Annotated in this window: 21 protein-coding genes, 2 tRNA genes and 7 pseudogenes; 17 read left to right on the top strand and 13 right to left on the bottom strand. The window is 70.2% G+C overall.

All coding sequences use genetic code 11. The features are described 5' to 3' along the window. Positions 1-247: 247 nt before the first annotated feature. From L2X98_RS19185 to L2X98_RS19175, 3 genes are read left to right on the top strand one after another with little or no spacing between them, the layout of a single operon-like run. Complete coding sequence (locus L2X98_RS19185) at positions 248-1,333, top strand: DUF262 domain-containing protein (protein WP_259611926.1); 1,086 nt, start codon at positions 248-250, stop codon at positions 1,331-1,333. Further along, the gene (locus L2X98_RS19180; protein ID WP_259611925.1) at positions 1,318-2,118 is read left to right on the top strand and encodes an HNH endonuclease family protein; all 801 of its coding nucleotides are present in this window, start codon (positions 1,318-1,320) and stop codon (positions 2,116-2,118) included. The genes L2X98_RS19185 and L2X98_RS19180 overlap by 16 nt, the downstream gene beginning before the upstream one ends. Positions 2,119-2,137: 19 nt before the next feature. Continuing rightward, the gene (locus tag L2X98_RS19175; RefSeq protein WP_259611924.1) at positions 2,138-2,539 is read left to right on the top strand and encodes a nitroreductase/quinone reductase family protein; all 402 of its coding nucleotides are present in this window, start codon (positions 2,138-2,140) and stop codon (positions 2,537-2,539) included. 10 nt (positions 2,540-2,549) lie between these two features. Here L2X98_RS19175 and L2X98_RS19170 read toward each other — a convergent pair whose 3' ends face one another. Both L2X98_RS19170 and L2X98_RS19165 read right to left on the bottom strand, forming a co-directional pair. Beyond that, a complete protein-coding gene (locus L2X98_RS19170; protein WP_259611923.1) occupies positions 2,550-3,491 on the bottom strand; it encodes a haloacid dehalogenase-like hydrolase in 942 nt (313 codons plus the stop codon). Between the two features lie 57 nt (positions 3,492-3,548). Next, the gene (locus tag L2X98_RS19165) at positions 3,549-5,159 is read right to left on the bottom strand and encodes a SulP family inorganic anion transporter (RefSeq protein WP_259611922.1); all 1,611 of its coding nucleotides are present in this window, start codon (positions 5,157-5,159) and stop codon (positions 3,549-3,551) included. 125 nt (positions 5,160-5,284) lie between these two features. On the opposite strand from L2X98_RS19165, the gene L2X98_RS19160 reads away from it, so the two are divergent. Then, complete coding sequence (locus L2X98_RS19160) at positions 5,285-7,606, top strand: arylsulfatase (protein WP_259611921.1); 2,322 nt, start codon at positions 5,285-5,287, stop codon at positions 7,604-7,606. Between the two features lie 37 nt (positions 7,607-7,643). Here L2X98_RS19160 and L2X98_RS19155 read toward each other — a convergent pair. Both L2X98_RS19155 and L2X98_RS19150 read right to left on the bottom strand, forming a co-directional pair. Beyond that, a tRNA-Ile gene (locus L2X98_RS19155) sits at positions 7,644-7,717 on the bottom strand. Between the two features lie 100 nt (positions 7,718-7,817). Continuing rightward, positions 7,818-8,817: pseudogene (locus L2X98_RS19150) on the bottom strand (DMT family transporter). 42 nt (positions 8,818-8,859) lie between these two features. Between L2X98_RS19150 and def the strand changes: the two are divergent. Both def and L2X98_RS21975 read left to right on the top strand, forming a co-directional pair. Next, positions 8,860-9,426, top strand: coding sequence for a peptide deformylase (def, locus tag L2X98_RS19145; RefSeq protein WP_259611920.1), 567 nt, complete (start codon positions 8,860-8,862; stop codon positions 9,424-9,426). Positions 9,427-9,448: 22 nt separating this feature from the next. Continuing rightward, positions 9,449-9,937, top strand: coding sequence for a GNAT family N-acetyltransferase (locus L2X98_RS21975; protein ID WP_354003085.1), 489 nt, complete (start codon positions 9,449-9,451; stop codon positions 9,935-9,937). Positions 9,938-9,968: 31 nt separating this feature from the next. On the opposite strand, the gene L2X98_RS19135 is transcribed toward L2X98_RS21975, so the two are convergent. From L2X98_RS19135 to dusB, 8 genes and pseudogenes are all read right to left on the bottom strand, one after another. After that, complete coding sequence (locus tag L2X98_RS19135; protein ID WP_259611919.1) at positions 9,969-10,541, bottom strand: ribonuclease H family protein; 573 nt, start codon at positions 10,539-10,541, stop codon at positions 9,969-9,971. Between the two features lie 310 nt (positions 10,542-10,851). Then, positions 10,852-10,924, bottom strand: a tRNA-Asn gene (locus tag L2X98_RS19130). 57 nt (positions 10,925-10,981) lie between these two features. Continuing rightward, complete coding sequence (locus L2X98_RS19125) at positions 10,982-11,773, bottom strand: ATP-binding cassette domain-containing protein (RefSeq protein ID WP_259611918.1); 792 nt, start codon at positions 11,771-11,773, stop codon at positions 10,982-10,984. Between the two features lie 36 nt (positions 11,774-11,809). Continuing rightward, the gene (locus L2X98_RS22570) at positions 11,810-12,277 is read right to left on the bottom strand and encodes a hypothetical protein (RefSeq protein ID WP_435526293.1); all 468 of its coding nucleotides are present in this window, start codon (positions 12,275-12,277) and stop codon (positions 11,810-11,812) included. A gap of 175 nt (positions 12,278-12,452) precedes the next feature. After that, positions 12,453-12,557 (bottom strand): annotated as a pseudogene (locus tag L2X98_RS22565) (hypothetical protein); the annotation flags it as partial. A 17-nt stretch (positions 12,558-12,574) separates the two neighbouring features. Continuing rightward, positions 12,575-13,669, bottom strand: coding sequence for a DNA primase (gene dnaG / locus L2X98_RS22560; protein ID WP_435526227.1), 1,095 nt, complete (start codon positions 13,667-13,669; stop codon positions 12,575-12,577). Further along, a pseudogene (locus tag L2X98_RS19115) lies at positions 13,669-15,056 on the bottom strand (deoxyguanosinetriphosphate triphosphohydrolase). Before L2X98_RS19115 ends, dnaG begins: the two are co-directional and overlap by 1 nt. Beyond that, positions 15,046-16,210, bottom strand: a pseudogene (dusB, locus tag L2X98_RS19110) (tRNA dihydrouridine synthase DusB). The pseudogenes L2X98_RS19115 and dusB overlap by 11 nt, the downstream one beginning before the upstream one ends. A 57-nt stretch (positions 16,211-16,267) precedes the next feature. Here dusB and L2X98_RS19105 point away from each other — a divergent pair. Next, entirely contained in the window at positions 16,268-16,756 is a 489-nt protein-coding gene (locus L2X98_RS19105) for a glutathione peroxidase (RefSeq protein WP_259611917.1), read from the top strand. Between the two features lie 24 nt (positions 16,757-16,780). Here L2X98_RS19105 and L2X98_RS19100 read toward each other — a convergent pair whose 3' ends face one another. Next, entirely contained in the window at positions 16,781-17,317 is a 537-nt protein-coding gene (locus L2X98_RS19100; protein ID WP_259611916.1) for a MarR family winged helix-turn-helix transcriptional regulator, read from the bottom strand. Positions 17,318-17,430: 113 nt separating this feature from the next. On the opposite strand from L2X98_RS19100, the gene L2X98_RS19510 reads away from it, so the two are divergent. The 10 genes and pseudogenes from L2X98_RS19510 to L2X98_RS19055 all read left to right on the top strand — a co-directional run bounded on the left by L2X98_RS19510 (position 17,431) and on the right by L2X98_RS19055 (position 24,800). After that, a complete protein-coding gene (locus L2X98_RS19510) occupies positions 17,431-17,568 on the top strand; it encodes a hypothetical protein (RefSeq protein ID WP_290427311.1) in 138 nt (45 codons plus the stop codon). Positions 17,569-17,718: 150 nt separating this feature from the next. After that, positions 17,719-17,934 (top strand): annotated as a pseudogene (locus tag L2X98_RS21970) (polyprenyl synthetase family protein); the annotation flags it as partial. Beyond that, positions 17,844-18,308 (top strand): annotated as a pseudogene (locus L2X98_RS21965) (polyprenyl synthetase family protein); the annotation flags it as partial. The pseudogenes L2X98_RS21970 and L2X98_RS21965, both read left to right, overlap by 91 nt. 344 nt (positions 18,309-18,652) lie before the next feature. Further along, a pseudogene (locus tag L2X98_RS21960) lies at positions 18,653-19,690 on the top strand (phytoene/squalene synthase family protein); the annotation flags it as partial. Positions 19,691-19,997: 307 nt separating this feature from the next. After that, on the top strand, positions 19,998-20,585 hold the full coding sequence (locus L2X98_RS21955) for an FAD-dependent oxidoreductase (RefSeq protein WP_354003084.1): 588 nt from the start codon (positions 19,998-20,000) through the stop codon (positions 20,583-20,585). 417 nt (positions 20,586-21,002) lie between these two features. Then, positions 21,003-21,332 carry a lycopene cyclase domain-containing protein gene (locus L2X98_RS19075; RefSeq protein WP_259611914.1) on the top strand — a complete coding sequence of 110 codons (330 nt, stop codon included), beginning with the start codon at positions 21,003-21,005 and terminating at the stop codon, positions 21,330-21,332. After that, on the top strand, positions 21,329-21,652 hold the full coding sequence (locus L2X98_RS19070) for a lycopene cyclase domain-containing protein (RefSeq protein ID WP_259611913.1): 324 nt from the start codon (positions 21,329-21,331) through the stop codon (positions 21,650-21,652). Before L2X98_RS19075 ends, L2X98_RS19070 begins: the two co-directional genes overlap by 4 nt. 4 nt (positions 21,653-21,656) lie before the next feature. Beyond that, entirely contained in the window at positions 21,657-22,526 is an 870-nt protein-coding gene (locus L2X98_RS19065; protein ID WP_259611912.1) for a prenyltransferase, read from the top strand. Between the two features lie 37 nt (positions 22,527-22,563). Continuing rightward, a complete protein-coding gene (locus tag L2X98_RS19060; RefSeq protein ID WP_259611911.1) occupies positions 22,564-23,370 on the top strand; it encodes a TspO-related membrane protein in 807 nt (268 codons plus the stop codon). Continuing rightward, positions 23,367-24,800 (top strand): MFS transporter, encoded by a 1,434-nt coding sequence (locus L2X98_RS19055; RefSeq protein WP_354002853.1) that lies wholly within the window; start codon positions 23,367-23,369, stop codon positions 24,798-24,800. Before L2X98_RS19060 ends, L2X98_RS19055 begins: the two co-directional genes overlap by 4 nt. Positions 24,801-25,043: the final 243 nt, after the last annotated feature.

Here is a 25,043-nt window from a genome sequence, read left to right as displayed (position 1 = left end):
AGGGGCGTTCCCGCGGGCCGCCGGGCCCCATCCGGACCGCGCACTTAGAGTAGATCGGGTGCCTCGCGCCGTCCCCTCCCGCCCGCAGAAAGTGTGATGTCAGCCATGGGCAGTGCCACGAACGTCGACGCCACCGCGGTCAACACCATCGCCTGGCTCGCCCAGCCGCAGACCGCCATCGTCGTGCCGGTCTACCAGCGGCAGTATCGCTGGGACATCGGCGGGTGCGAGCAGGCTGCTGGCCGATGTGCGCCGGGTGGCCGACGCCGACGGACGGCACATGCACTTCATCGGCTCGATCCTGTCGGCCGCGGCATCCGGTGCCGACGACGACCTGCGCGACCTGATCCTGATCGACGGCCAGCAGCGGATCACCACGCTCATGCTGCTGGTGGCCGCACTTCATCACACCGTGCGGGACGCGGACCCCGAGCTGGCGCAAGAGCTGTCCCGGGTGCTCCTGCGCGCCGACGATGCGAGCCGCACCAAGCTGCGCCCCCACCGCGAGTGGGCGGAGCTGTTCGAGGATGTCGTGCTGGACCGACGCGGACCGGACGGCACCCGCCCCGAGTCGCGCTTCGACGACAACTACGCGTTCTTCCGCAGTCAGGTCGCCCTCGGCGAGGCGCGGCAGGTGTGGCGCGGGATCCAGAAGCTGGAGCATGTGTCGATCACGCTCGGGGCCGGGGCCAACGCGCAGCAGATCTTCGAGAGCCTGAACTCGACCGGCGAGCCGCTGCGCGATCACGAGCTGATCCACAACTACATCCTGATGGGTCTCACGCACGAGCAGCAGACCGCCGTCGAGGACGAGTTCTGGCTGCCGATCGAACGCGCCACGGGCGAGCAGATCGCGGGGTTCTGGCGGCACTACCTGATCATGACGACCGGGCGCGAGGTCACGGTGGCCGGGGAACGGGGTGTCTACGACGCGTTCCGCGCGCAGGTGCCGCGGGTCGACCTGGACGAGCTGCGGGTGCGGGCCGCCGACTGGCGCGCCTACGCCGAGGTGTACGCCGTGCTCCTGGATCCCACGCGGGAGAAGGATGCCGAGATCTCGCGCCAGCTCGCCTACGCGAACACCTTCGGCCGCGGCATGTACCCGCTGGTGATGCGCGCATACCGCGACCACGCACGCGGGCTGCTCGATCGCGCGGGCCTGATCACGCTGCTCGAGCACGTGCAGGCCCTGCGCTGCGCCGGCAGATCGTCGGCGTCGGCGGCGAGCGGCTCGTGGCGCGCCTGTGCCGCGCACGGGAAGAGGGCCCGCAGGCGCTGGACCACGCCATCTCGCGCATCACGCCGTCCGACGAGCGGGTGCGCGTGGCCCTGAAATACGGCGACCTCCCCCACGCCGCCTACGTACTCGGCCGGATCAGCGGCACGGCCAGCCTGGACGGGCTCGATCTGGAGCACATCCTCCCGCTTGCCCCGTCCGACGACTGGAGCGGCGACGGCGCCCGCCGCTGGAAGGACCTGTCCGACGACGAGCAGAACAGCCATCGCGCGCTCGCCCAGTCGCTGGGCAACATGACCCTCCTCGAGCAGCCGCTCGCCGAGCGCGTCTTCGGCGCGTCCTTCCCGGACAAGCGCGCCGCCTACGCGGCCAGCGACCTGGCGATCACACGCGCGATCGCCGGGCGGGATGCCTGGGGCACGGCCCAGATCGCCGCGCGCACGGCGGAGCTCACCGACGTCCTGCTGTCGATCTGGCGCCGTCCCGAGACCGTGCTGATCGACGACGACGGTCTCACCCCGGTGCTGGACGCGAAGCGGCGGCGCGGGTGGCCGCGCGGCTGGGAGCGCGAGTTCGAGTACGTCGAGTACCGCGGCGAGCACTGGGAGGTGCACGACGTGAAGTACCTGTTCAATCGCATCTTCCGTCGACTCTGGGCCGACTCCCGCGCGGACGTCGTCGCGTACAGCGCCCGGCGGGGCGGCCCGATCTTCCCGGCGCAGGCCTGGAACGGTCAGTGGGACGAGCTGGATGCGGAGCACTTCCTCTACATGGGGTGGGACTCGAGGTACATGCTCGCCGCCGTGCAGGGCGTGCTGGATGAAGCCGGCATCGCCGGCGAGGTGTTCATCAAGTACTCCTACATCGGTGCGGCGATGTAGGCGGCCAGGCGAGAATGGGATGGTGGAGCTCTCATTCCGGCAGCGGTACCTGAAGGCGCTGAACGCGACGCTGAACCGGCTCACCCGGCGGATGGCGCGTGCGGGCATCGGCCCGTTCAGCCTCGTGATCAACGTGGGCCGCAGGTCGGGGACCGTGTACGAGACCCCGGTGATCCTCGCGCGCGCCGATGACGCGTTCATCGCCGAGCTCACCTACGGCCCGGACGTCAACTGGTACCGCAACATCACCGCGGCCGGCCACTGCGAGGTCGTCGTGAAGGGACGACGCCATCGGATCGACCGGATCGGTCCGTGCCCGACCGCCGAGGGCCTGCGCGCGTTCGGCGGCGCGAAGGCGGTGCTCCTGCGGGCGCTGCACCGCACCGACTTCCGCACGCTGCACATCGCCGACGACGACTGAGCGCGGCCGCTCAGGACGCGGGCACCCCGGGGAAGACCGTCTCCCAGTCGTCGCGCACGCTCACGACGGTGAAGCCGTGTGCGGTCGCCGCCGACAGCGCCTCCTCGGCGCCGGCGTCGTACGGCTGGTCGCCACGCCCGGTGTCGTCGTCGTGACGCACGAGCAGCGCGAGGCTTCGGCGGCTGCCCTGGGCGAACCGGAGCATGTCGACGTCGCCGTTGGAGTTGCCCGCGGCCAGGATCGGCCGCCGGCCGATCCTGCTCCAGATCCGTATCGGCTTCTGCGGCCCGTCGTCGAAGAAGGACAGCTTCGGCGCATAGCGGACCAGATTCGCCTCGGCGTCGTATTCCAGGTCCATCGCCGTGCCCACGACACGCTGGGGAGGGATGCCGTAGTAGTCCTGAGCGACCGGACGCATGAAGTCGCGCTCGCCGCCGGAGACGATGTACGAGCGGAACTCGTTCGCATCCAGCAGCCGGATCAGCTCCACCATGGGCTGGAAGACCGTCAGCGCATACGAGCTCTTCAACGTCAGGTGACGCGCGTCGCGGAAGAACGCCGCGACGGATGCCTCGTACTCCTCGACACTCGCGCCGGCGGAGGCCGCCGCCACGGCCGCGATGAGAACGCCGAGGTCGCCGTCGTCACCGGCGTAGTGCTTGTCGATCGCCGCGCCCAGCCAGCCCAGATCGCCGCTGACGGCGGCCCGGTACGGCTGCGTGTCGGCGAGCGCCGGGTCGGCCTGGGCCGCGCGCTTCCACTGCTCCAGGAGGTAGTGCAGCTGCGTCGGCATCGGCTTCTCGGTCCACAGCGTGCCGTCGTTGTCGAAGACCGCGACCCGTCCCTCCACCGGCACGAAGTCGGGTCCGTCTTGATCGGTGACGGCATCGACGAAGGCGAGGATCGCCGATCGCGCGGCGCCGTCTCGCCAGGAATTCAGTGGTGCGGACATATCGACCTCCAACCGTCGGTGTGCGCTCACGATATCGCCCGGCGCACGCGCGGTGCCTCAGACATCCTCTTCCGGAGCGACCGCGGCCATCCCGTCCCGCACCGTGGCGTGCACCCGCCCCAGCGCCTGCAGGCGCCGATACCAGTCCACCCTCGCCGCGACCGCCGCCGCCGGCGGCGGGAGGGCCGCGAGATCGAGCACGACGTCGTGCGCGGCCAGGTCCGCCTCCAGCTCTTCCAGCGCGTCCAGCACCGTGACCGTGAGTGCGTCCTGTCGGGTGAGGTCGAGGATCAGCGCCGACACCGCGGGCCGACGGCGGACGGCCAGCGAGATCACCGCCCGAGAGATCGGGCGCGCATTCGCCGTGTAGAGGCCGCGGCCCACATGGACGGCCAGCGCGCTGCCGCGCTGGTCGAGGATGTCCAGGCGGGGCGTGTTCAGCTCGCGCAGGACGAGCAGGAGGGTCGCGGCCACGCCCACGCCCACCGCGACCAGGAGTCCCGCTGCGAGCGCGACGAGGGCGACCGTGAGGGCCACCCAGAAGTCCACCGGGCTCAGCCGCGCCCACCGGACCAGTTCGCGGACGTCGATCAGCCCGACGACGGCCACCAAGACCATCGCGGACAGCGTGGCCTGCGGCAGCAGGCTCAGCACCGGCCCCAGGAACAGCGCGACCAGGATGGCCAGCACCGCGGTCACCACCCCCGCCAGCTGGGTGCGGGCGCCGGCGCCGCGGTTCACCGCGCTCTGCGAGAAGCCGCCCGCGGCCGGCATGGCGGCCGAGAACGCGCCGAGCACGTTGGCGGCGCCCATCGCCAGCAGCTCGCGGTCGCTGTCGATCTGCGGCTGGGATCGCTCACGGATCGTGCGGGCGACGGCGGCGGACTCGAGGAAGGCCATCACGGCGATCGCCAAGGCCCCGGGAACCAGGTCGCCGGCCACCGACAGGTCGGGCAGGCCCAGGCGCGGCATCCCTGTCGGCACCGCGTCGATCAGGGCCACGCCGAGGGCGTCGAGATGACCGAGGCCGACCAGGAGGATTCCGCCGACCGCGACGATCAGCGCGCCGGGGACTTGCGGGGCGAAGCGCCTGAGCAGCAGGAGGACCGCCACGCTGCCGGCCGACAGCGCGACCGTGGGCACGCTCGCGGTGCCCACGCTGGCGATCGCGGCCGCGATCACGGCGAACAGGCCCTCGCCGCTGACGTCGAGGGTCTCCCCCAGCATCGTGGGCACCTGCCCGACGGCGACGATCGCGCCGACCCCGATCTGCACCCCGAGGACCGTCGCGCCGCTGATGTTCTCCACCAGGGAGCCCAGCCGCAGGAGCCGTGCCAGGAGGAGAATCGCGCCGACCAGCAGCGTGAGCGTCGTGAGCGCGCCGAGGCCGTCCGGGGCGGACGAGACGACCCCGGCCGTGACCAGGGTCGTCGCGGTCAGCGTCGCCACCGTCGACGTCGTCGACACGCTCATCGCCCGCGAGCCGCCCAGCAGCGCATAGACGAGCATGGGCAGGATGCAGGTGTACAGCCCCACCGCGACCGGAAGATCCGCGATCGTCGCATAGGCCATCGCCTGCGGAATGACGACGGCGCCGGCGGCCAGCCCCGCCATGACATCGCGCGGCAGCCACACGCGCCGGTAGCCGGCGAGGCTCGGCAGCAGCATGCGGTCGGGGGCGTCGACGGGGGCGTCACATCCCCGAACCTAGCCGCACATGCCCTCTGGCGCATGCGACGGCCGGTCGATAGCGTGGATGTGTCCGCGAGAGACCGAGCGACGGGAGCACCCCGATGGCCAAGGAATTCACCGGCAAGATCGCCCTGGATGTCCGAGACTCCGAACCGGATTGGGGCCCTGATCTGCTCCCCCAGCCGCCCGAGGGCGCGCCGAACGTCCTCGTCATCCTGTACGACGACACCGGGATGGCCTCGTGGTCGCCCTATGGCGGACGGATCAACATGCCGACGCTGGACCGCCTGGCCCAGAACGGCCTGACCTACACGCAGTGGCACACCACTGCGCTGTGCTCGCCGACCCGTTCGAGCTTCCTCACCGGACGCAACCACACGCGCAACAGCATCGCCTCGCTGATGGAGTCCACCAACGGATTCCCAGGCAACTCCGGCCGGATCCCGGACGACTGCGCCACCCTCGCGCACATCCTGCAGGACAACGGCTACAGCACCTTCTGGCTCGGCAAGGACCACAACGTCCCCGAGCAGGACAACTCCAGCGGCGGCAGCCGTCGGCAGTGGCCGCTGCAGATGGGCTTCGACCGCTTCTACGGCTTCCTCGGCGGCGAGACCAACCAGTGGTACCCCGATCTCGCCGAGGACAACCACTTCATCGAGCAGCCGTACACGCCCGAGGAGGGCTATCACCTCTCGAAGGACCTGGCCGATCAGGGAATCAAGATGCTCCGCGATCAGCAGGCCTCCAACCCCTCGAAGCCCTGGTACATGTGGTTCTGCCCGGGAGCCAATCACGCCCCGCACCATGCGCCCGACGACTACATCGCCAAGTACAAGGGCATGTTCGACGACGGCTACGACGCCTACCGCGGGTGGGTGCTGGCGCGGATGATCGAGAAGGGCATCATGCCCGAGGGCACCGAGCTCACCCCCTTCAACCCGCTCCCCGAGGACCAGGCGAATCCCGCAGACCACGTCAAGCCATGGGACGCGCTCAGCGACGATGAGAAGAGGCTGTTCGCCCGCATGGCCGAGGTGTTCGCCGGGTTCAGCGAGTACACCGACGCACAGATCGGCCGCATGGTCGACTATCTGGAGGCCAGCGGGCAACTCGAGAACACTGTGATCTTCTACTGCGCCGACAACGGCGCGTCGGGCGAGGGATCGCCGGACGGATCGGTGAACGAGAACAAGTTCTTCAACAACTACCCGGACGACCTGGCCGAGAACCTCGCCCGGCTCGACGAGCTGGGCAGCCCGGAGACGTACAACCACTACCCGACGGGCTGGGCGGCCGCGTTCTCGACGCCGTTCCAGATGTTCAAGCGGTACAGCCAGTATTCCGGCGGGACCTGCGACCCGCTGATCATCCACTGGCCGAAGGGGATCGCGGCCAAGGGCGAGATCCGGCACCAGTACCACCATGTGACCGACATCGTCCCCACCATCCTCGATCTCGCCGGTCTCGAGATGCCCGAGGTCTACCGCGGCGTGGAGCAGGCGCCGCTGCCCGGCGTCTCCATGCGCTACACCTTCGACCAGGCCGACGCGCCCACGCGGAAGAAGCGCCAGTACTACAACATGATCGGCACCCGCGGGCTCTGGCAGGACGGTTGGAAGGTCGCCGCGACACACGCGCCCATCACCGGCCACGGCCACTTCGACGAGGACGAGTGGGAGCTCTACCACGTGGACGAGGACCGGTCGGAGTCGAAGAACCTGGCGGACCGGCATCCGGAGAAGGTCATGGAGCTCGTCGCCGCGTGGTTCGAAGAGGCCGACGCCAACTATGGGCTGCCGATCGATGACCGGACGGCGATGGAGCAGCTGACGCTGGATCGTCCGACCTCCGAGCCCGCCCGCACCCGCTTCATCTACTACCCCGACAGCGGCGCGGTGCCCGAAGGCGTGGCGGTGAACGTGCGCGGGCGCTCGTTCAAGATCGCCGCCGATGTCGTGCTCGAGGGCGATGCCGAAGGCGTGCTGTTCGCGCACGGCTCCCGCTTCGGCGGACATGCCCTGTTCATCAAGGACGGGAAGCTGCACTACGTGTACAACTTCCTCGGCATCCCGCCCGAGCAGACCTTCGTCTCGAAGGAGCTCACCCCCGGACCGCACGTGCTGGGCATGGAGTTCGTCCGGGAGGGAGCCGGTGAGCACAAGGAGTCGGTCGGCACCTGCACGCTCTACGTGGATGACGAGGTGGTCGACCAGGGGCCGATGCGCGCGCAGGTGGGCAAGTTCACCCTGTGCGGCGACGGACTGTGCGTCGGCTTCGACAGCGCCGATACCGTCAGCCGGCAGTATGCCAACCCGTTCCCGTTCACCGGCGGAAGGCTGCTCGGCGTGGTCGTGGACGTGGGCGAAGAGCAGTACCGCGACCTGGAGCTGGAGGCCCTCGCCGCTCTCTCCCGCGAATAGGGACGACCGGATGCTCCGACCGGGAGGGGCGGATCGGTAGGGCGGGTGGGACTTGAACCCACGATCGTCGGGTTATGAGCCCGCTGCCTTCACCAGCTTGGCCACCGCCCCCTGCGCATCCGAGCCTATCGTCCCCGTCCGTCGCCGTCGCGCGATGATCGTGGCAGGGATGCCGTCAGCTGGGCCGCGATCGCGGAACGGCCGTCGGGCCTCAGCGGCGGGGCTTGCCCGGACCGCTCCCGTCGCTGCCGCGCCGGATCGGCAGCTCCTGGCTGTCGCTGATCACCTGCGGGTGGTTGCGCGCCAGCGAGAACACCCCGTAGATCGCTATCGCCCCGGCGATGCCGAAGCCGACGTAGGCCCACACGCCCGCGGTGGCGGCCTCCTTCAGCACGGTCAGTCCGATGAGCACGGCCACCATCGGGTCGACCACCGTCAGCCCCGCGATCACCAGGTCGGGCGGACCGACCGAGTACGCGGTCTGCACGAAGTAGGCACCGAGTCCGGCGGCCAGCAGCAGGCCGATGAGGCAGACGATGGTCATCGCGTCGATGTCCCACACCTGCACCCGCTTGATCACGATCTTCGCCAGGGTGGCCACGAATCCGTACAGGATGCCGGAGGCCACGATGTAGAACAGCGGGTGCGCGCGCTTGCGCGGCAGCACCCAGGCGGTGGCCAGCACGACCAGGACGACGGCGAGCATGATCAGCACGGTCAGCAGCTGACCGCTGGTCAGCGGGGTCTCGGTCGCGACGAAGGCGGCGATGGTGACGAACACGAAGATGCCGCCGACGCAGGCGATGATCGAGCGCACCGACCTCGTCGTGGGCTTGTGACCGGAGATGCGCGCGTTCAACAGGGTCGTGATCACGAGCGAGATGGCACCCACCGGCTGGACCAGGATCAGCGGCGCGAAGGCCAGCGCCGACAGCTGGCAGACGATCGCCAGGGCCAGCATGAGCGTCCCAGCCACCCAGGACGGCCGCCGCAGCAGGCTCGGCAAGCTGCCTGGCGCTCAGCCCCTCGCTGCCGCTGGTGCCGGTGAGACGCTCCACCTTGTTGACGCCGCGGTGCTGGTACTGCGCGCCGAAGGACATGAACACCGCGCCCAGGAGCGCCAGCGGGATGCCGATGAGGATCGCAGGGTCGCGGAAAACCCCGACCAGATGGTCGGTGACGTCGTTCAGCGGCAGGCCCGTCGCGATCACTCTTCGACATTACCTGCGAGGCGGGCTGGGTAGGCTGAAGACGTGGCCATTCTGCCGATCCTCATCCTGGGCGACCCGGTGCTGCGCTCCCCGCAAGCCGAGGTCGACGAGATCACCGACGACGTGCGCCGCCTCGTCGCAGACATGTACGAGACGATGGATGCCGCGCCCGGCGTCGGACTGGCGGCACCCCAGGTGGGGGTCCCGCTGCGGCTGTACGTGTACACCTATCAGGACGATGACGGCGCCCCGTGGCGCGGCGTGGTGATCAACCCGGTGCTGTGGATGAAGCCGACCGAGCCCGGAGCGCCCGACCCGGACGAGGAGAGCGAGGGGTGCCTGTCGTTCCCCGGTGAGCGGTTCCCGCTGCGGCGCTCCGATGACGTGCTGGTGACCGGCATCGATCTGGACGGCGCCCCCGTGCGGATCGAGGTCGACGGCTGGCGGGCGCGGATCATGCAGCACGAGTTCGACCACCTGGACGGGGTGCTCTACGTGGACCGGCTCGGCGACGGCGACTGGAAGACGGCGCAGAAGATCGCGCGCAAGCGCGGCTGGGGCCGCGCCGGACAGTCCTGGACACCCGGGGTCGACGACATCGACGCGTAGCGCGGCCGCGACCGCGGCGGCCCTGCGGGTCTGGACGCGGGACGGGCGGATCGTCGCCGTCGGCCTCCTGGACGGGCCGGACCTTCTGAGGCTGACGGTCGCACCGTCGTCCCGTCGGGACACGGCGCTGGCAGACCGGCTCGTCGCCGACCTGGCCGATCCGGCGCATGGTGTCCTCCCGACCGGCCGGTGGGCGGTCGAGACGCCGAACGGCACCCTGGTCCAGGCACGCCTGACGCAGTCGGGCTGGGGCACGGGCGAATCGTGGACCCCGCTGCGTCGCGACCTGACCGCGCCGGTCGACCGGCCTGCCCTCGGCGTCCTGCCGGAGCACCGCCGGCAGGGTCACGGTCGGGCGATCTGCGTCGCCGCGGCCGCCGTGCTGCAGGAGCTGGGCTCCTCCAGCGTTCTGGTCTGCACCGAGAGCACGCGGGTCGCGGCCATCGCCACCTACGAGTCGGCCGGCTTCGAGCGGCTCCCGCCCCGCCGGGACCGGATCCGCGCAGCCTAGCGGCCAGCCCCGTCCGCCGGACCGCGCTCGGTCATCGTCTGCGCGGCTTGTCCTGTGCCGAACGCGGCGGGTCGACGCCCACATCGATCGGCTCCTGGCCGTCCAGCGAGGACCACCGGCTCTGCGCGCCCTTCGCGCCGTGGGATGCCGCACGGACGGCGCGCTCGTCGGCCCAGCTGTTCAGCCGGTGGCCGGCGTGCCCCCGCACGTGCTCCAGGATCACGTCCGGCACGCCGTGCTCCCGACGCGCGTCGCGCTCGACGATGAGCTCCCGCAGGATCTCGACGTTCTTCGTCGGCGCGCCGGTGCTGGTCTTCCAGCCCCGGCGGGCATGGGCATCCATCCACGACGCGTACGTGTCGATCGCGTACTTCGAATCGGCCTGGACCGTCAGCAGCGCCACATCGCGGTGATCGCGGATGGCGTTGAGCAGAGCCAGCAATTCGCCGATGTTGTTCGTGCCCAGCGGCAGCGAACCCGCCGCCCACTGGCCGTCCGCCCCGACCCAGGCCCATCCGGTGGGGCCGGGATTGCCCGAGCAGGCACCATCCGTCGCGACTGTGTAACTCTCGATGATCGGCGTCCTTCCCCGGGCACAGCGCACGCCCGAGCAGAAAGCCTACCCGGGCATGCGTCGTGCTCCGGACGCCGGACTGCAGCGCCTATGCCCGACGGCCCGCGATCACGCGCAGCAGCCAGGCGATGACCGCGATCACCAGCAGGATCAGGCCGACCCACAGGCAGCCACTTCACGGCCGCGATGAACCCGCCCACGAAGAGCAGGACGATGGCGATCACCGCCAGGATGATGAGGAGGATGCTCATGCCCCCACCGTAGCGAGGAGGCGCCGCGGGCGATACACCCTTGCGGTGAACAGGAAAAAGGCCCCGGGGTGGAGCCCGAGGCCTTTTCGCTCCCCCACTTGGACTCGAACCAAGAACCTACCGGTTAACAGCCGATTGCTCTGCCAATTGAGCTATGGAGGAATATCCGCTCGCATTGCGGCGAGCGACCAGACAATCGTAGCAAACTTCCGCGGGCGGTCACGACGCGATCAGGCGTCTGTCCGCTCCCGCGCTGGGCGTCCACAGCACGTCGTCGACGTTGGCGCCGCACGCCACGACGTGGCCGGAGCGCAGGATCAGGACCTCCGCGCCGAGTGCGCGGATGCCGTCGCGATCGTTGCCGATCAGCAGGGTCGACATGCCGTAGCCGTCACAGCGCCGTCGGATGGCCTCCACCACCGCCGCGCGGGCCTGCACGTCCAGATTGGCGAACAGGTCATCGGCGACCAGCAGCTTCGGGTCGAGCATGAGGGCGCGGGCCAGCGCCACGCGCTGCCGCATTCCCGCGCTGAGCTCGTACGGGTACTTCACCGTCATCCCGAGTGGGAGCTTCAGCTCGTCCAGCAGCGCGGCCACACGCAGCGCGAGGGCGCGCTTGTTCACGCGCCGGTCGCGGCTGGTCACCGGTGACGAGATCACCTCTTCGACCGTCAGCCGAGCCGGCAGGCGCGTCCCCGCCCCCTGGCCCAGATATCCGACGAGGTAGGTGAGCGTGCGATGAGCCCGGCCGGGCCGGCGCACCGGGATGCCCTGCACCCGCGCGTCGCCGCCCACCACGGCCAACCCGGGCTCGTCAGTGCCGGCGAGCACCGCGCCGAGGCTGGACTTTCCGGCACCGGTGGGGCCCAGCACGGCCAGACTGCGTCCGTGTGCGAGTGTGAAGTCGACGCCGTCGACCACGCGCTCGGTCGCCGTTCCGCGCGCCGAGGCGCGGGTGATCGACAGGTCGCTGCAGCGGATGGCGACGTCGGCGTCGCGGTGGCGGGCCATCCCCTCATCCTGCCCTGTCCGCGGGCCGTCCGCCAGCTACGACTCGGCGCGGAGGCGCTGCCGGTCGGCATCCAGCTCGCGCAGCTGCAGGCGCACGGCACGGCCCTCCTCGGAGTCCGCGGGGACGCGCTGGACGGCGCCGAGCAGCTCGCGCTTGCGCGCGTCGATCGAGCGGGTGATCAGCCGCCGGGCCAGATCCTGCGCCGACACGGTGGCATGGTCGTCGTCGCGGGCGGGGAACTCGCCGGTCAGCAGCTCGGCGGCCAGCGACCGGTACGGCTCGCGGACCGCCGACACCGCCTCGACCGCCCAGCCGGGGCGCGAAAGGTCGGACGCGGCGGCCACGCTCTGCCGCACCGCGTCGAGGGCGGGATGCCGCAGCGGCAGCTGCACGGCGCGCTGCCACAGCTCCGGGTCGATCCGATGCCCGTACTGGAGGAAGCCCATCAGCGCGTCGCGTTCGAGCACGACATCGGCCGTGCGCGGCAGGCTCGCCACCGTCACGCGCAGGCTCCGGGGCGACCGCGGGAGCCGGCTCGGGCTCGGTGCGGCGGGCGGATGCGGCATCCCGGCTCTCGGTCTGGGACGCCCGCGTCACGGCGCCGTGCACCTCCCCGGTGTCCATGCCCAGGCGGCGCGCGAGCACGCGCTCGTACTCGCGGCGCATGATCGGGTCGCGCAGCTCGGCGACGATCGGCGCGGCCGCGCGCAGCGCGCCGATCCGCCCCTCGACCGACCCCAGCTCGTAGCCGGCGATCCGCTGATCGATGACGAACTCGAACATCGGCACCTTGGTGTCCATCAGCGACCGGACCGCGGCATCCCCCGCTGCAGTCGCAGGTCGCACGGGTCGAGCCCCTCGGGGGCGACGGCGACGAAGCTCTGCGCCGCCAGCCCCTTCGTCGAGGCGAACGCGCGCACCGCGGCCTTCTGGCCCGCCGCGTCGGGGTCGAATGTGAACACCACCTCAGCGGATCCGTCGTCGCCGACCACCCGCCGCAGGATGCCCATGTGGTCGGCCCCGAACGCCGTGCCACAGGTGGCCACCGCGGTCGTCACCCCGGCCAGGTGGCAGGCCATCACATCGGTGTAGCCCTCGACCACGACCACGCGTCGCGGGTCGCCGCGGGAGATGTCGCGCTTGGCCAGGTCCAGCCCGTACAGCACCTGTGTCTTCTTGTAGAGCACGGTCTCGGGCGTGTTCAGGTACTTCGGGCCCGTGTCGTCCTCGAGCAGCCGGCGTGCGCCGAACCCGACCGTCTGCCCGGTGATGGCGCGGATCGGCCAGATGAGGCGGCCACGGAAGCGGTCGTACACGCCGCGCTGCCCCTGCGAGACGAGACCGGCCGCCAGCAGCTCGTCCCGGGTGAACCCCTGCTTGGTCAGCGCGTCCAGCAGTCCGGACCACCCCTTCGGCGCGAATCCGACCCCGAAGTGGGCGGCCGCGCCCGCATCGAAGCCCCGCTCCCCGAGGAATCGGCGGCCGATGTCGGCCGCCGGCGTGACCAGCTGCGTCCGGAACCACTCGCCGGCGGCGGCGTTGGCCGCGTACAGGCGCGAGCGGCCGGATGTCTCCGGCGCCGCCCCGCCCTCTTCGTAGTGCAGGGTGAACCCGATGCGGGCGGCCATCCGCTCGACCGCCTCGGTGAACGTGAGATGGTCCATCTGCCGGAGGAACGTGTACACGTCGCCCGATTCGCCGCACCCGAAGCAGTGGTAGAAGCCGACCTGGGGCCGGACGTTGAAACTCGGGCTGCGTTCGTCGTGGAACGGGCACAGCCCCTTCAGCGAGCCGATCCCGGCGGGCTTGAGGGCGACCCGCTCTCCGATCACGTCGGCGATGTCGACCCGGGCCTTGACCTCGTCGATGTCGGCCTGCGCGATCCGGCCGGCCATCAGTGCCGTCCCGTCGTGCGCGCCGGTGCGGCCGGCCCGCGTTCCGGCAGGCGGGGCTCGGCCACCTGGAGCGTCGGGATCCAGACGCCGAGCGAGGGGCCGTCGACCGGACCGACCAGTCGGGCGTGCCAGGCGAGGGCGCGCTGGTCGGTCAGGCTGGCGACCTGGTCGACGATCACGCGACGGGCCGCGGCATCCGTCTGTGCGGCAGCGAAGTCGCCGGCGTACACCGCGTCCAGCTGCTCGGATGCTGCCACAGGGCGTCGGCGAGGCGCTTGAGCACGCGGCGCTGCTCCTTGTACAGCTCCTTGCGTCCTTCGATCGAGACCACGAACGCGCCGATCACGCCCTTGAGCACCGCCATCTCGACCTCGATCACCCGGGGCACCACCACGTGCGCGCGGTAGCGGGTGAGCACCGGGGTGTCGTAGGCCTCACGGGTCGCGGATGTCGCGGCACGGGCGAAGCGCCCGATCAGGTCGCTGGTCAGGTTCTTCAGCCGCGCCAGCGCCGCCCGCGAGCCGTCGAAGGCGGTCAGCCACTGGCCGAGCGCGGTGAGCCGGTGCAGCGCCTCGGCCAGCTCGTCCCGGTGGAAGTCGAAGCCGACCCAGGACTGGATGGCGTCCAGGAGGGCCTCGTGCTCGCTGGGAGCGGTCAGTCGGGCCGGGTCGAGATAGCCGTTGACCACGGCGTCCTCGAAGTCGTGCACCGAGTAGGCGATGTCGTCGGAGAGGTCCATCACCTCGGCTTCGATGCACCGCACCCGTCCGGGGGCGTCCGCGCGCATCCAGTGGAAGACGGCTTCGTCCTCGGCATACACGCCGAACTTCAGCCGTCCGCCGGCGTCCGGCAGGGGGCGATCGGCCGTCCACGGGTACTTGCAGGTCGCGTCCAGGCTGGCTCGCGTGAGGTTCAGGCCGTACGTGGTCCCGTCCGGACCCAGCACCTTGGGCTCGAGCCGGGTCACGATCCGCAGCGTCTGCGCGTTGCCCTCGAACCCGCCGATCCCCTCGGCCCAGTCGTTCATGGCGCGTTCGCCGTTGTGGCCGAACGGCGGGTGGCCCAGGTCATGGTTCAGACACGCCGTGTCGACCACGTCCGGCGACAGCCGCAGCGCGGTGGCCAGCTCGCGTCCGACCTGCGCGACCTCGAGCGAATGCGTCAGCCGGTTGCGCGCGAAGTCCGCCGGCGAGGCCGGGCTGAGCACCTGGGTCTTCGCGGCCAGGCGCCGCAGGGCCGCCGAGTGCAGCACGCGCGCGCGGTCGCGGGCGAAGTCGTCGCGCTGGGAGCGGTGCTGCTCCCCGTGGAAGCGCGCGGCGTCCGCATCGTCGTATCCGCTCGGCCGGCCCGGAGAGACGCCGACCGCGGACGCGCCCTCAGCCGCCACTCGTATCGGCCTCCGACTCGGTCAGCGATGCCGCGTGGGCGCCGATCTCGCGGGAGTCCAGCCACCGCTCGGGCAGCGCCGTGCGCTTGGGCGTGCCGGCGCGCCCGCGCTGGCCTTCGGCCGCCGCGCCCGGGTAGGGCAGGTCCTGATCGAGCTCGCCGAGCAGCGTGTCGATCTCGGCGAGCGTGGATGCCGTGGCCAGCCGTGCCCGCAGCTCGCCGCCGACCGGGTAGCCCTTGAAGTACCAGGCGACGTGCTTGCGGATGTCGCGGCAGCCGCGATCCTCATCCTCGAAGAACTCCACCAGCAGCTCGGCGTGGCGGCGGAACGCCCGGGCGACGAACCCGAGCGTCGCGTCCACGGGTGCGCCGGCGGCGGCGCCGTCGCGGCCCAGGGCCCGCGCGAGGTCGCCGAACAGCCAGGGGCGGCCGAGGCATCCGCGCCCGACGACCACGCCGTCGCACCCGGTCTCATCCATCATCCGCTTGCGCATCCTCGGCCGACCAGATGTCGCCGTTGCCGAGGACCGGGACGCCGGTCACGGCCTCCTTCAGCGCGGCGATGGCCGCCCAGTCGGCGTGGCCGGAGTAGAACTGCGACGCGGTGCGGGCGTGCAGGGCGATCGCCGCGACCCCGGCGTCCTCGGCGATGCGCGCCGCCTCGAGGTAGGTGAGGTGGTCGTCGTCGATGCCCTTGCGCATCTTGACCGTGACCGGGATCGGGCCGGCGGCGCGCACGGCCTCGGTCACGATGCCGCGGAACAGGTCCAGCTTCCAGGGCAGAGCTTGCTCCCCGCCCTTGCGGGTGACCTTGGGCACCGGGCAGCCGAAGTTCATGTCGATGTGGTCGGCGCGGTCCTCGGCCACCAGCATCCGCACCGCGTCGGCGACCGTCCGGGGATCGACCCCGTACAGCTGGATCGAGCGCAGCGACTCGGATTCGTGGTGGCGGATCAGCCGCATCGTGGTCTGGTTGCGCTCCACGAGGGCACGGGTGGTGATCATCTCGCTCACGTACAGCCCCGCGCCGTACTCACGGCAGAGCCGCCGGAATGCCGTGTTCGTGATGCCCGCCATCGGCGCCAGCACGACCGGCGCGTCGAGCTCGATGGGCCCGATGCGCAGGGTGCGGGCGGGAGCGGTCGCGACAGTCACCCGTCCATTCTCCCAGACCGGCGGCCGCCGTGGCTGCGCGCGCCTAGGCTGTGGATCATGACCGATCTGCACGACATCCCCTTCCAGACCGCCGACGGCGGCACCGCCACCCTCGGCGACTTCGACTCCCCGGTGCTGATGATCGTCAACGTCGCCTCGCGGTGCGGATTCACCCCGCAGTACGAGCAGTTGGAGAAGCTGCAGCAGACCTACGGCGACCGCGGATTCAGCGTGCTCGGCTTCCCCTGCAACCAGTTCAAGAACCAGGAGCCGGGAACGATCGACGAGATCGTGGACTACTGCACCACGACCTGGGGCGTGACCTTCCCGGTGTTGGACAAGGTCGAGGTCAACGGCAGCGGTGCGGCCCCGCTGTATCAGGCGCTGACGCAGACCGCGGATGCCGCCGGCACAGCCGGCCCGGTCGCCTGGAACTTCGAGAAATTCGTGCTCACGCCCACCGGGCAGGTCCACCGGTTCCGCTCCGCGACGGTGCCCGATGACCCCGCGGTCGTCGAGCTCATCGAGGCGAACCTGCCCGCGTAGCAGACATCATTCACCGGCAGCCGCTCACGGAGAGGATTCGGACTCGCCGGCGGTGGCGCCCGCTTCGGCCGTCTGACTGAGGTCATCGAGGAATCGGATGACGGTGTCCCGTTCCGCGGGGGACATCCCCACTGCGACCTCGAACCGCCGGGCATGGGTGCGACCGACCGTGTCACGCACCTGCTCATGGGTCTGCTGAGTGATGCGGATGGTCAGGGCGCGGCGATCGGTCGGGTGCGCGGCGCGCTCGATGTGCCCGGCCGCCGCGAGCCGATCCAGAAGCTTGGTCGTGGATGCCGATGAGATTCCCAGATATTCGGCCAGCGAGCCGGGCGTGACCAGTCGACCGTCGTTCTTGGCGACGACAAGGAAACGAAGCGCCTGCATGTCCGTCTCGTTCAGCTTCATCCGGTCACGCGATGACAGGCTCAGCCGCTGCTCGGCCTCCCGCCACCGGCGAATGCCGGTGAGCACGCGCACCACCTGAGCGATCTCGGCTTCGGTCAGAGAGCCGTACTCGACGAGCTCCTGCTCCGGGTCTATCACGCGCGGGTCGACCATGCGATCCGCCTGCTGCGGATCGCGCCTTCGGCGACTGGCCATATCTGCATTGTAGAGACGAAATCAATGCATGCTAAGCTACCTTCTAGCCTGGCGAGCGATTGGAGGCAGTCATGCGCAATGACGTCCAGGTGGTGCTGGATGACGCGGGACCCGTCCTCGGTCACGCGTGGCAGCCCAGCGTGCGCGGAGCGGACACCGTGTTTCACCTTGCCGGGGTCGATGAGCGGCTTGCAGCGATTCTTCGATGAGAAGGAGACGCTCGCAAGCGACCAGGGTGAGCACTTCGTGGCGTTGTGGGCCGCCCTGCGCAGAGCGAGCCTCGGGGGCAAGCGCATCCGCCCGGCACTCGTGCTGCACACCGCCCGTGAACTGGGCTCGACCGGCCACAGGCCGCCGATGCGGTCGCGGCCGCATTCGAACTGCTGCACACCGCTTTTCCGCTGCACGACGACGTCATCGATGGCGATACCCGGCGGCGCGGCAAGCCCAATCTGATCGGTGAGTTCTACGCGGGTGCGCGCTCGTGCGGTGTCGCGGAGCACGGGGCGCTGGCCTGGTCGAGCGCGGCGGGAATTCTGGCCGGCGATCTGCTGCGCACGCCGCACAGGCGCTGATCGCACGTCTGGACGTCGACGAGGGCAGGCGGCTGGGCCTGCTCGACCTGCTGGACCGGACGCTGTCGGTCACGGCAGCCGGCGAGCTGGGCGACGTGGCGCTCAGCGTCGGGACGGCGGCGCCCTCGCTCGCCGACGCGCTCACGGTCACCCGCGCCAAGACCGCCCACTACTCCTTCCAGGCGCCGCTGCAAGCGGGCGCGATCCTCGCCGGCGCCGGCAGCCGCGAGCAGGACGCACTGAGCGGCTTCGGCCACCGTGCGGGTATCGCGTTCCAGCTGCGCGATGACCTGCTCGGGGTGTTCGGTGATCCGGCGGTGACAGGCAAGAGCAATTCGGTGGACATCTGTCGTGCGAAGCTGACCCCTCTGGTCGCCTATGCACTCGGCACGGAGCACGGTCCCCGCCTGCGGCTCATCCTGGAAGCCGGCGCCCCGGGAGATGTCGACGTGGCCAGCGCCCGCGAGATCCTGATGGGCTCCGGCGCGTGCGAGTTTGTAGAAGGACTCATCGACGACCATGTCGCGGCCGCCGAGGCGGCCCTGCGCGAAGCGACCCTGCCAGGGCGCTGCACGAACGTCTGGTCTCCATCGCGCACGAAGCCGGGGCGCGATCATGGTGACCGGCACGACTGCTGCGACCGACCTCATTCAGTACACGCGATGTGCGCAAGCGCAGCGCGGCGGGCGTCATCGGCGAGTACTCGACATCGTTCGGGATGGCGACGTACCTGTTCGATCGGGTCACCCGCACGCACGTGCGGAACATCTATGCCCTCGTCCGGGTGGCCGATGAGGTCGTCGACGGCGCGGCGGCCGAAGCTGGCCTGGACCCGCGGGCACAGCGAATCCTGCTGGATGCCCTCGAGTCCGAGACCGCGCAGGCGGTCGCGGGCGGGTACAGTGCGAACCTCGTCGTGCACGCCTTCGCGCACACCGCACGCGAGGCAGGCATCGACGACACCGTGATCGCGCCGTTCTTCGCGTCGATGTGCAGGGATGTGACGTCCACCGAGTACACCGTCCCAGAGGTCGCCGAGTACATCCACGGCTCCGCCGAGGTCGTCGGCCTGATGTGCCTGCGCGCGTTCCTCATCCACGACGCCGTGGACGCCGCGACCCGGCGCCGGCTCGAGGAGGGCGCCCGTCGCCTGGGCGCCGCGTTCCAGAAGGTGAACTTCCTGCGCGACCTCTCCGCGGACTGGGAGGATCTGGGACGCAGCTACTTTCCCGGTATCCGTCCCGACGAGCTCTGCGAGGCCGACAAGCACCGCATCCTCGACGACATCGACGCCGACTTGAACGTCGCAGCGGCCGCCATCGCCGAGCTCCCGCCCAGCTGCCGCGCCGCCGTCACCGCCGCACACGCTCTATTCTCGGCGCTGTCGCGCCGGCTTGCGACGGACCGACGCGAACCGGCTGCTCTCCACCCGGGTGCGGGTGTCGAATCTCCACAAGCTCACCATCCTCGTGCGCGCGCGCCTGGGCGTGCGCCCGCGGAGGATGCCGTGACCGGCCGGCGGGTGGTGGTGATCGGCGGCGGGATCGCAGGACTGGCCACGGCCGCGCTGCTGGCGCGCGACGGCGACGACGTCACCCTGCTGGAGTCCCGCGATCAGCTGGGCGGGCGCGCCGGCCGCTGGGAGCAGGACGGGTTCCGGTTCGACACCGGACCCTCGTGGTATCTGATGCCCGAGGTCTTCGACCACTTCTTCCGCCTGCTGGGCACCAGCACCGACCAGGAACTGCACCTGAGTCGGCTGGATCCCGGATATCGGGTGCTGTTCGAGGGGGATGACCCGCCGCTGCAGATAAAACCCGGCCGGGCAACGAATGTCGACCTGTTCGAGCATGCTGAGCCAGGTGCCGGTCGCCGCCTGGAACGGTACCTCGACTCCGCGGCAGAGGCGTATCGGCTCGCAGTGGACCGTTTTCTCTACAGCACGTACGCGTCCTATCGGCCACTGATCTCGGCCGAACTGCTCGCGCGCGCCGGACGACTGGCGCGACTGCTGCTCCAGCCGCTGGACTCCTTCATCGCGCAGGCATTTCCGGGATCGGCGGTTGCGCCAGGTCCTGGGCTATCCCTCCGTCTTCTTGGGGGCATCGCCGAAGCTGGCCCCGAGCCTGTACCACCTGATGAGCCACCTCGACCTCGACGACGGAGTCTGGTATCCCCAGGGCGGTTTCGGGGTCGTGATCGACGCCATCGCCGATCTTGCCCGGCGTGCGGGTGCGGTCATCCGCACCCGGCAGCGGGTGGTCGGGATCGACACGACGGCAGCCGGCGGCCGCGCGCAGGTCACGGGCGTGACGGCGACAGGACCGGACGGGCACACCCACCACTTCGCGGCAGACGTGGTGGTCTCGACGGCCGATTTGCACCACACCGAGACGCAGCCTGCCGGCCGACCTGCGCACCTTTCCGGAGAAGTGGTGGCGAAAGCGCAATCCGGGTCCGGGCGCGGTCCTGGTGATGCTCGGCGTCCGGGGCGGTCTGCCCGAGCTCGCGCACCACACGCTGCTGTTCACCCGGGACTGGACGGCCAACTTCGAGGCCATCTTCACTCCCCCGACCACGATTCCCGCACCCGCATCGATCTATGTGTGCCGCCCCAGTGCGACCGATCCGGGCGCCGCACCGGAGGGTGACGAGAATCTCTTCATCCTCGTTCCGGTGCCTGCCGACCCCGGGATCGGCGCCGGCGGGATCGCCGGGGCGGGGGCCGGCGACGTCGAGGCCACGGCCGACCGTGCCATCCGGCAGATCGTCGAGTGGGCCGACATCCCCGACCTGGCCGAGCGCATCGTCGTGCGCCGCACCATCGGCCCGGCCGACTTCGCCGATGACCTGAATTCGTGGCGCGGTGGGGCGCTGGGCCTGGCGCACACCCTGCGCCAGAGCGCTTTCCTGCGCGGTCGGAACGCGTCTGCGCGGGTTGCGGGCTTGCTCTACGCCGGCTCGAGCACGCTGCCCGGAATCGGCCTGCCGATGTGCCTGATTAGCGCAGAGCTGGTGCTCAAGCGACTCCGCGGCGACACCTCGGCGGCGCGACTGGCGGAACCGCTGTGAGCCTGCTGTACCTGACCGTCCTGCTCATCTGCCTGGGCGGCAGCATCCTCATCGACCTGCGGTTCCACCTCGTGTTCGGTCGGAGCGCGCGCATGGCGGGGTCCGTGCTGGCCTGCGGAATCGTCTTCTTTCTGGCCTGGGACCTGTGCGGCATCGCGCTGGGGATCTTCGCCCGCGGCGAGAACGCGGTGATGACCGGCATCCTGCTCGCGCCGGAGCTGCCTCTGGAAGAGGGGTTCTTCCTGGCGTTCCTGTGCCACCTCACCCTGGTCCTGATCGCGGGCTCGCGGCGGATCACGCAGCGGCGCAGGAAGGAGCGGCCATGACCTACCTGATCCTCTGTCTGGTCTTTCTCGCCATCGCGGCCGCGGTGCTGGCGTTCGCGCTCGCGATGCAGTCCGATCGGCGCGCGCTCATCGTTCGCTGGTGCGTGCCGATCGCCGTAGCGACGGTGGCGCTGCTCGTACTGACGGCGATCTTCGACAACGTGATGATCGCCTCGGGACTGATGACCTATCAGAACGCGACCACCTCCGGGGTGCGCATCGGGCTGGCGCCGGTGGAGGACTTCGCCTACCCGCTGGCCGGAGTGATGCTGCTGCCAGCCCTGTGGCTGATCTTCGGACGGCAGCGCACCCGTGGCTGAACCTGTGCCGCTGCGCACGCGTGAAATCCTGGCCGTGTCACGGCCGGTGAGCTGGATCAACACGGCATACCCGTTCGGCGCGGCCTATCTGCTGACCTCCGGTAGCATCGATGCCGCCTTCGTCATCGGCGTCGTGTTCTTTCTCGTCCCGTACAACCTCGCGATGTACGGCATCAACGATGTGTTCGATTACGCCTCGGACCTTGCCAATCCGCGCAAGGGCGGGATGGAGGGCACCGTCCTGGACCGCGGCGCGCATCGCGATGTGCTGATCGCGGCCATCGCCTCGTGCGTGCCGTTCGTCGTCGCGCTGGTCGTCCTCGGCGATCCGGCGTCGTGGGCGGTGCTGGCGGTGAGCCTGTTCGCCGTGGCCGCCTACTCGGTGCCCGGCCTGCGCTTCAAGGAGCGCCCCTTCCTGGACTCGGTGACATCCAGCACGCATTTCGTCAGCCCCGCAGTGTACGGGTTCGTGCTGGCGGGGGCGCGGCCGACCGGCGCACTGATCGCACTGCTTGCGGCGTTCTTCCTGTGGGGAATCGCCAGTCATGCGTTCGGCGCGGTCCAAGACGTCGTCCCCGACCGCGCGGGCGGCATTCGGTCGATCGCCACAGGCATGGGCGCCCGCTGGACCGTGCGGTTCGCCTTGGCCTGCTGGACGACCGCCGGGGTCCTCATGCTGTTCACGGCATGGCCTGGCCCGCTGGCGGCGCTCGCCGCGATCCCGTACCTGTGGGCGGCGTTCCCGTTCCGCTCGATCACCGACGACCGCTCACCCGCGGCAAACCGAGGGTGGCGTCGGTTCATCTGGCTCAACTACGCGGTCGGTTTTTTCATCACGATGCTCCTGATCGCGTATGCGATCACGCGGGGCTGATCTCTGTTCGAGGAAGGATCGAGGAAGGATGCCGCACATGACATCGAGAAGAGACACCCGCACGAGTGACCGAACCAGGCAGATCGTCGTGGTCGTCTGCGCCGTCGTCGCGATCGTCGGCGCCGCGGTGGGCTCCGGAGCTTTCGGCGGAACCGCCATCCAGGACGCTGCCGGGGGCGCACTCCGCGCCGATGCGACCCTGCTGGCACCCGCGGTGCCGGCGTTCGGGATCTGGAGCGTCATCTACCTCGGCCTGATCGGCTACGCGATCTGGCAGGCACTTCCCGCCCAGGCCACCAGCTCACGGCAGCGCGCGCTGGGCTACCTCGTGGCCGCATCGCTGCTGCTGAACGCCGGATGGATCCTCAGCGTTCAGGCGGATCTGCTGGCGCTGAGCGTGGTGGTGATCGTGGCGCTGCTGGCGGTGCTGGCCGTCGCGTTCGCGCGCACCGTCCACTCGCCGGCCCGCCGCATCGGTGACATGATCCTCACCGACGGCGTGATCGGGCTCTACCTCGGCTGGGTGTCGGTGGCGACCGCGGCGGCCATCGCCGCCACGCTCGTGGCCGCGGGATTCACAGGCTGGGGACTGCCTGCCGAAGCCTGGTCGACTGGCATCCTGGTCATCACCGGAGCCATCGCGATCACGCTCGCGGTGGTCGGCCGTGGCCGCATCTCGCCCATGCTGTCGCTGAGCTGGGGGCTGGCGTGGATCGCGGTCGCGCGCCTGGACGGCTCACCGCACTCGATGATCACCGCTGTCGCCGCGATCGTCGTGGCGGCCGCCGTGATCATCGTCACGGCGCTCTGTCGCGTCCAGGCGCTGCGAAAGGTCCACTCATGAGCGCGGATCGACGGCGCTGGATCGGGCTGGTATCGATCAGCCTGGCGGTGGCCCTCATCATCGTCGACTCGACGATCGTCAATGTCGCGATCCCCTCGATCGTCGACGATCTGGGGATCACCTCGACCCAGGTGCAGTGGGTGCAAGAGAGCTACACCCTCGTTTTCGCGGCGCTGCCGCTGGTGTTCGGCACGCTCGCCGACCGGTGGGGGCGTCGACGCATGCTCGTCATCGGCGTCGGCGTGTTCACGGTCGCGTCAGTTCTGGCCGCACTGTCGCCGTCCGGCGATCTGCTGATCGCATCGCGTGTGCTGCAGGGCGTGGGTGGGGCCATGGTGCTGCCGACGACGCTCTCTCTGATCAATGCGACCTTCCGCGGCCGGGAGCGGGGAATCGCGTTCGCCGTCTGGGGTTCGACGATCGGCGGCATGGTGGCGGTCGGTCCGCTCCTGGGCGGATGGCTCACCACGGCGTTCTCGTGGCGATGGGCGTTCGGCATCAACATCCCGCTCGGGCTGATCATCGCCATCGGAATCATGCTGACCACGCGCGAATCGACGGACTCGCGCCGAGCTGGCATCGACATCGGTGGCGCGGTGCTGTCCATCATCGCCAGTGCCGCACTCGTCTTCGGGCTGATCGAGGGTCGGACCTACGGCTGGTGGCTCGCCGAACCCGCCCACATCCCCTCCGTACTGGGGCACGCCTGGCCGCTGCAGATCTCGCCGATCCCCTTCGTCTTCGTGCTGGCCATCGCAGCGACGGCAGCCCTCATCTGGCGCGGTCTGCGCCGCACCCGCGCCGGACGCACGTCGATGCTTCCCTTCGACCTGCTGTCGATCAGGTCATTCCGCAACGGGAACGTCGCCGCGATGATCGTCTCGCTCGGGGAGTTCGGCATCATCCTCACGCTGCCACTGTGGCTGCAGAACGTCCTCGGCTACAGCGCGCTGCAGACCGGCGTGGCGCTGCTGGCACTGGCGCTCGGCTCGTTCGCGGCCAGCGGGCTGTCGGCCGCCGTCATCAGCTCCACCCGTCCGGCGATCATCGTCCGTGCCGGCATCGCGGCCGAGATCGTTGGCGTGGTGGGACTCGGCCTGATCATCGGGCCGCACACAGCGTGGTGGGCGATCGTGCCGTTCCTGTTCGTCTACGGCATCGGCGTCGGCCTGGCAACGGCCCAGCTCACCGGCGTCGTGCTGCAGGACGTGCCCGTCGACAGCAGCGGCCAGGGCTCGGGGACGGCGAGCACGGCACGCCAGATCGGATCGGCACTGGGCATCGCGATCCTCGGCACCATCCTGTTCTCGTCGACAGGCGCGGTACTGAGCAGCTCGCTGGCGCAGACGTCGACGGCGCTGCCGAGACCGTGCGCAGCCAGATCGTCGACGCCGTGGTCACCAGCGCGGGCGGGGCGATTCCCGGGCTGATCGAGAAGGATGCCACGGTGGGCGGGGAGGCCCGTCAGGCCTTCAGCGACGGCACCCGCTTTGTGGCCTTCGCCGCGGCAGGCTTTCTCGCTCTGGGACTGGCGGCCTCATTCCGACTCTCGTCGCCTGCGCCGTCCGCGCCGACGACCCCTGTGGAGCAGACCGCGGCGCACGAGGCGGGCTCGGGTGACCCTCGTCGCCGTGATCTGCGCCAGGCAACGAGACGGTGCCAACTGCGGCCAA

The sequence above is a fragment of the Microbacterium elymi genome, from assembly GCF_021582895.2.
In the GTDB taxonomy this organism is placed as follows: Bacteria; Actinomycetota; Actinomycetes; order Actinomycetales; family Microbacteriaceae; genus Microbacterium; species Microbacterium humicola.
Note: the sequence above shows the minus strand (reverse complement) of the source record. Positions and strands in the feature narration are given on the sequence as shown.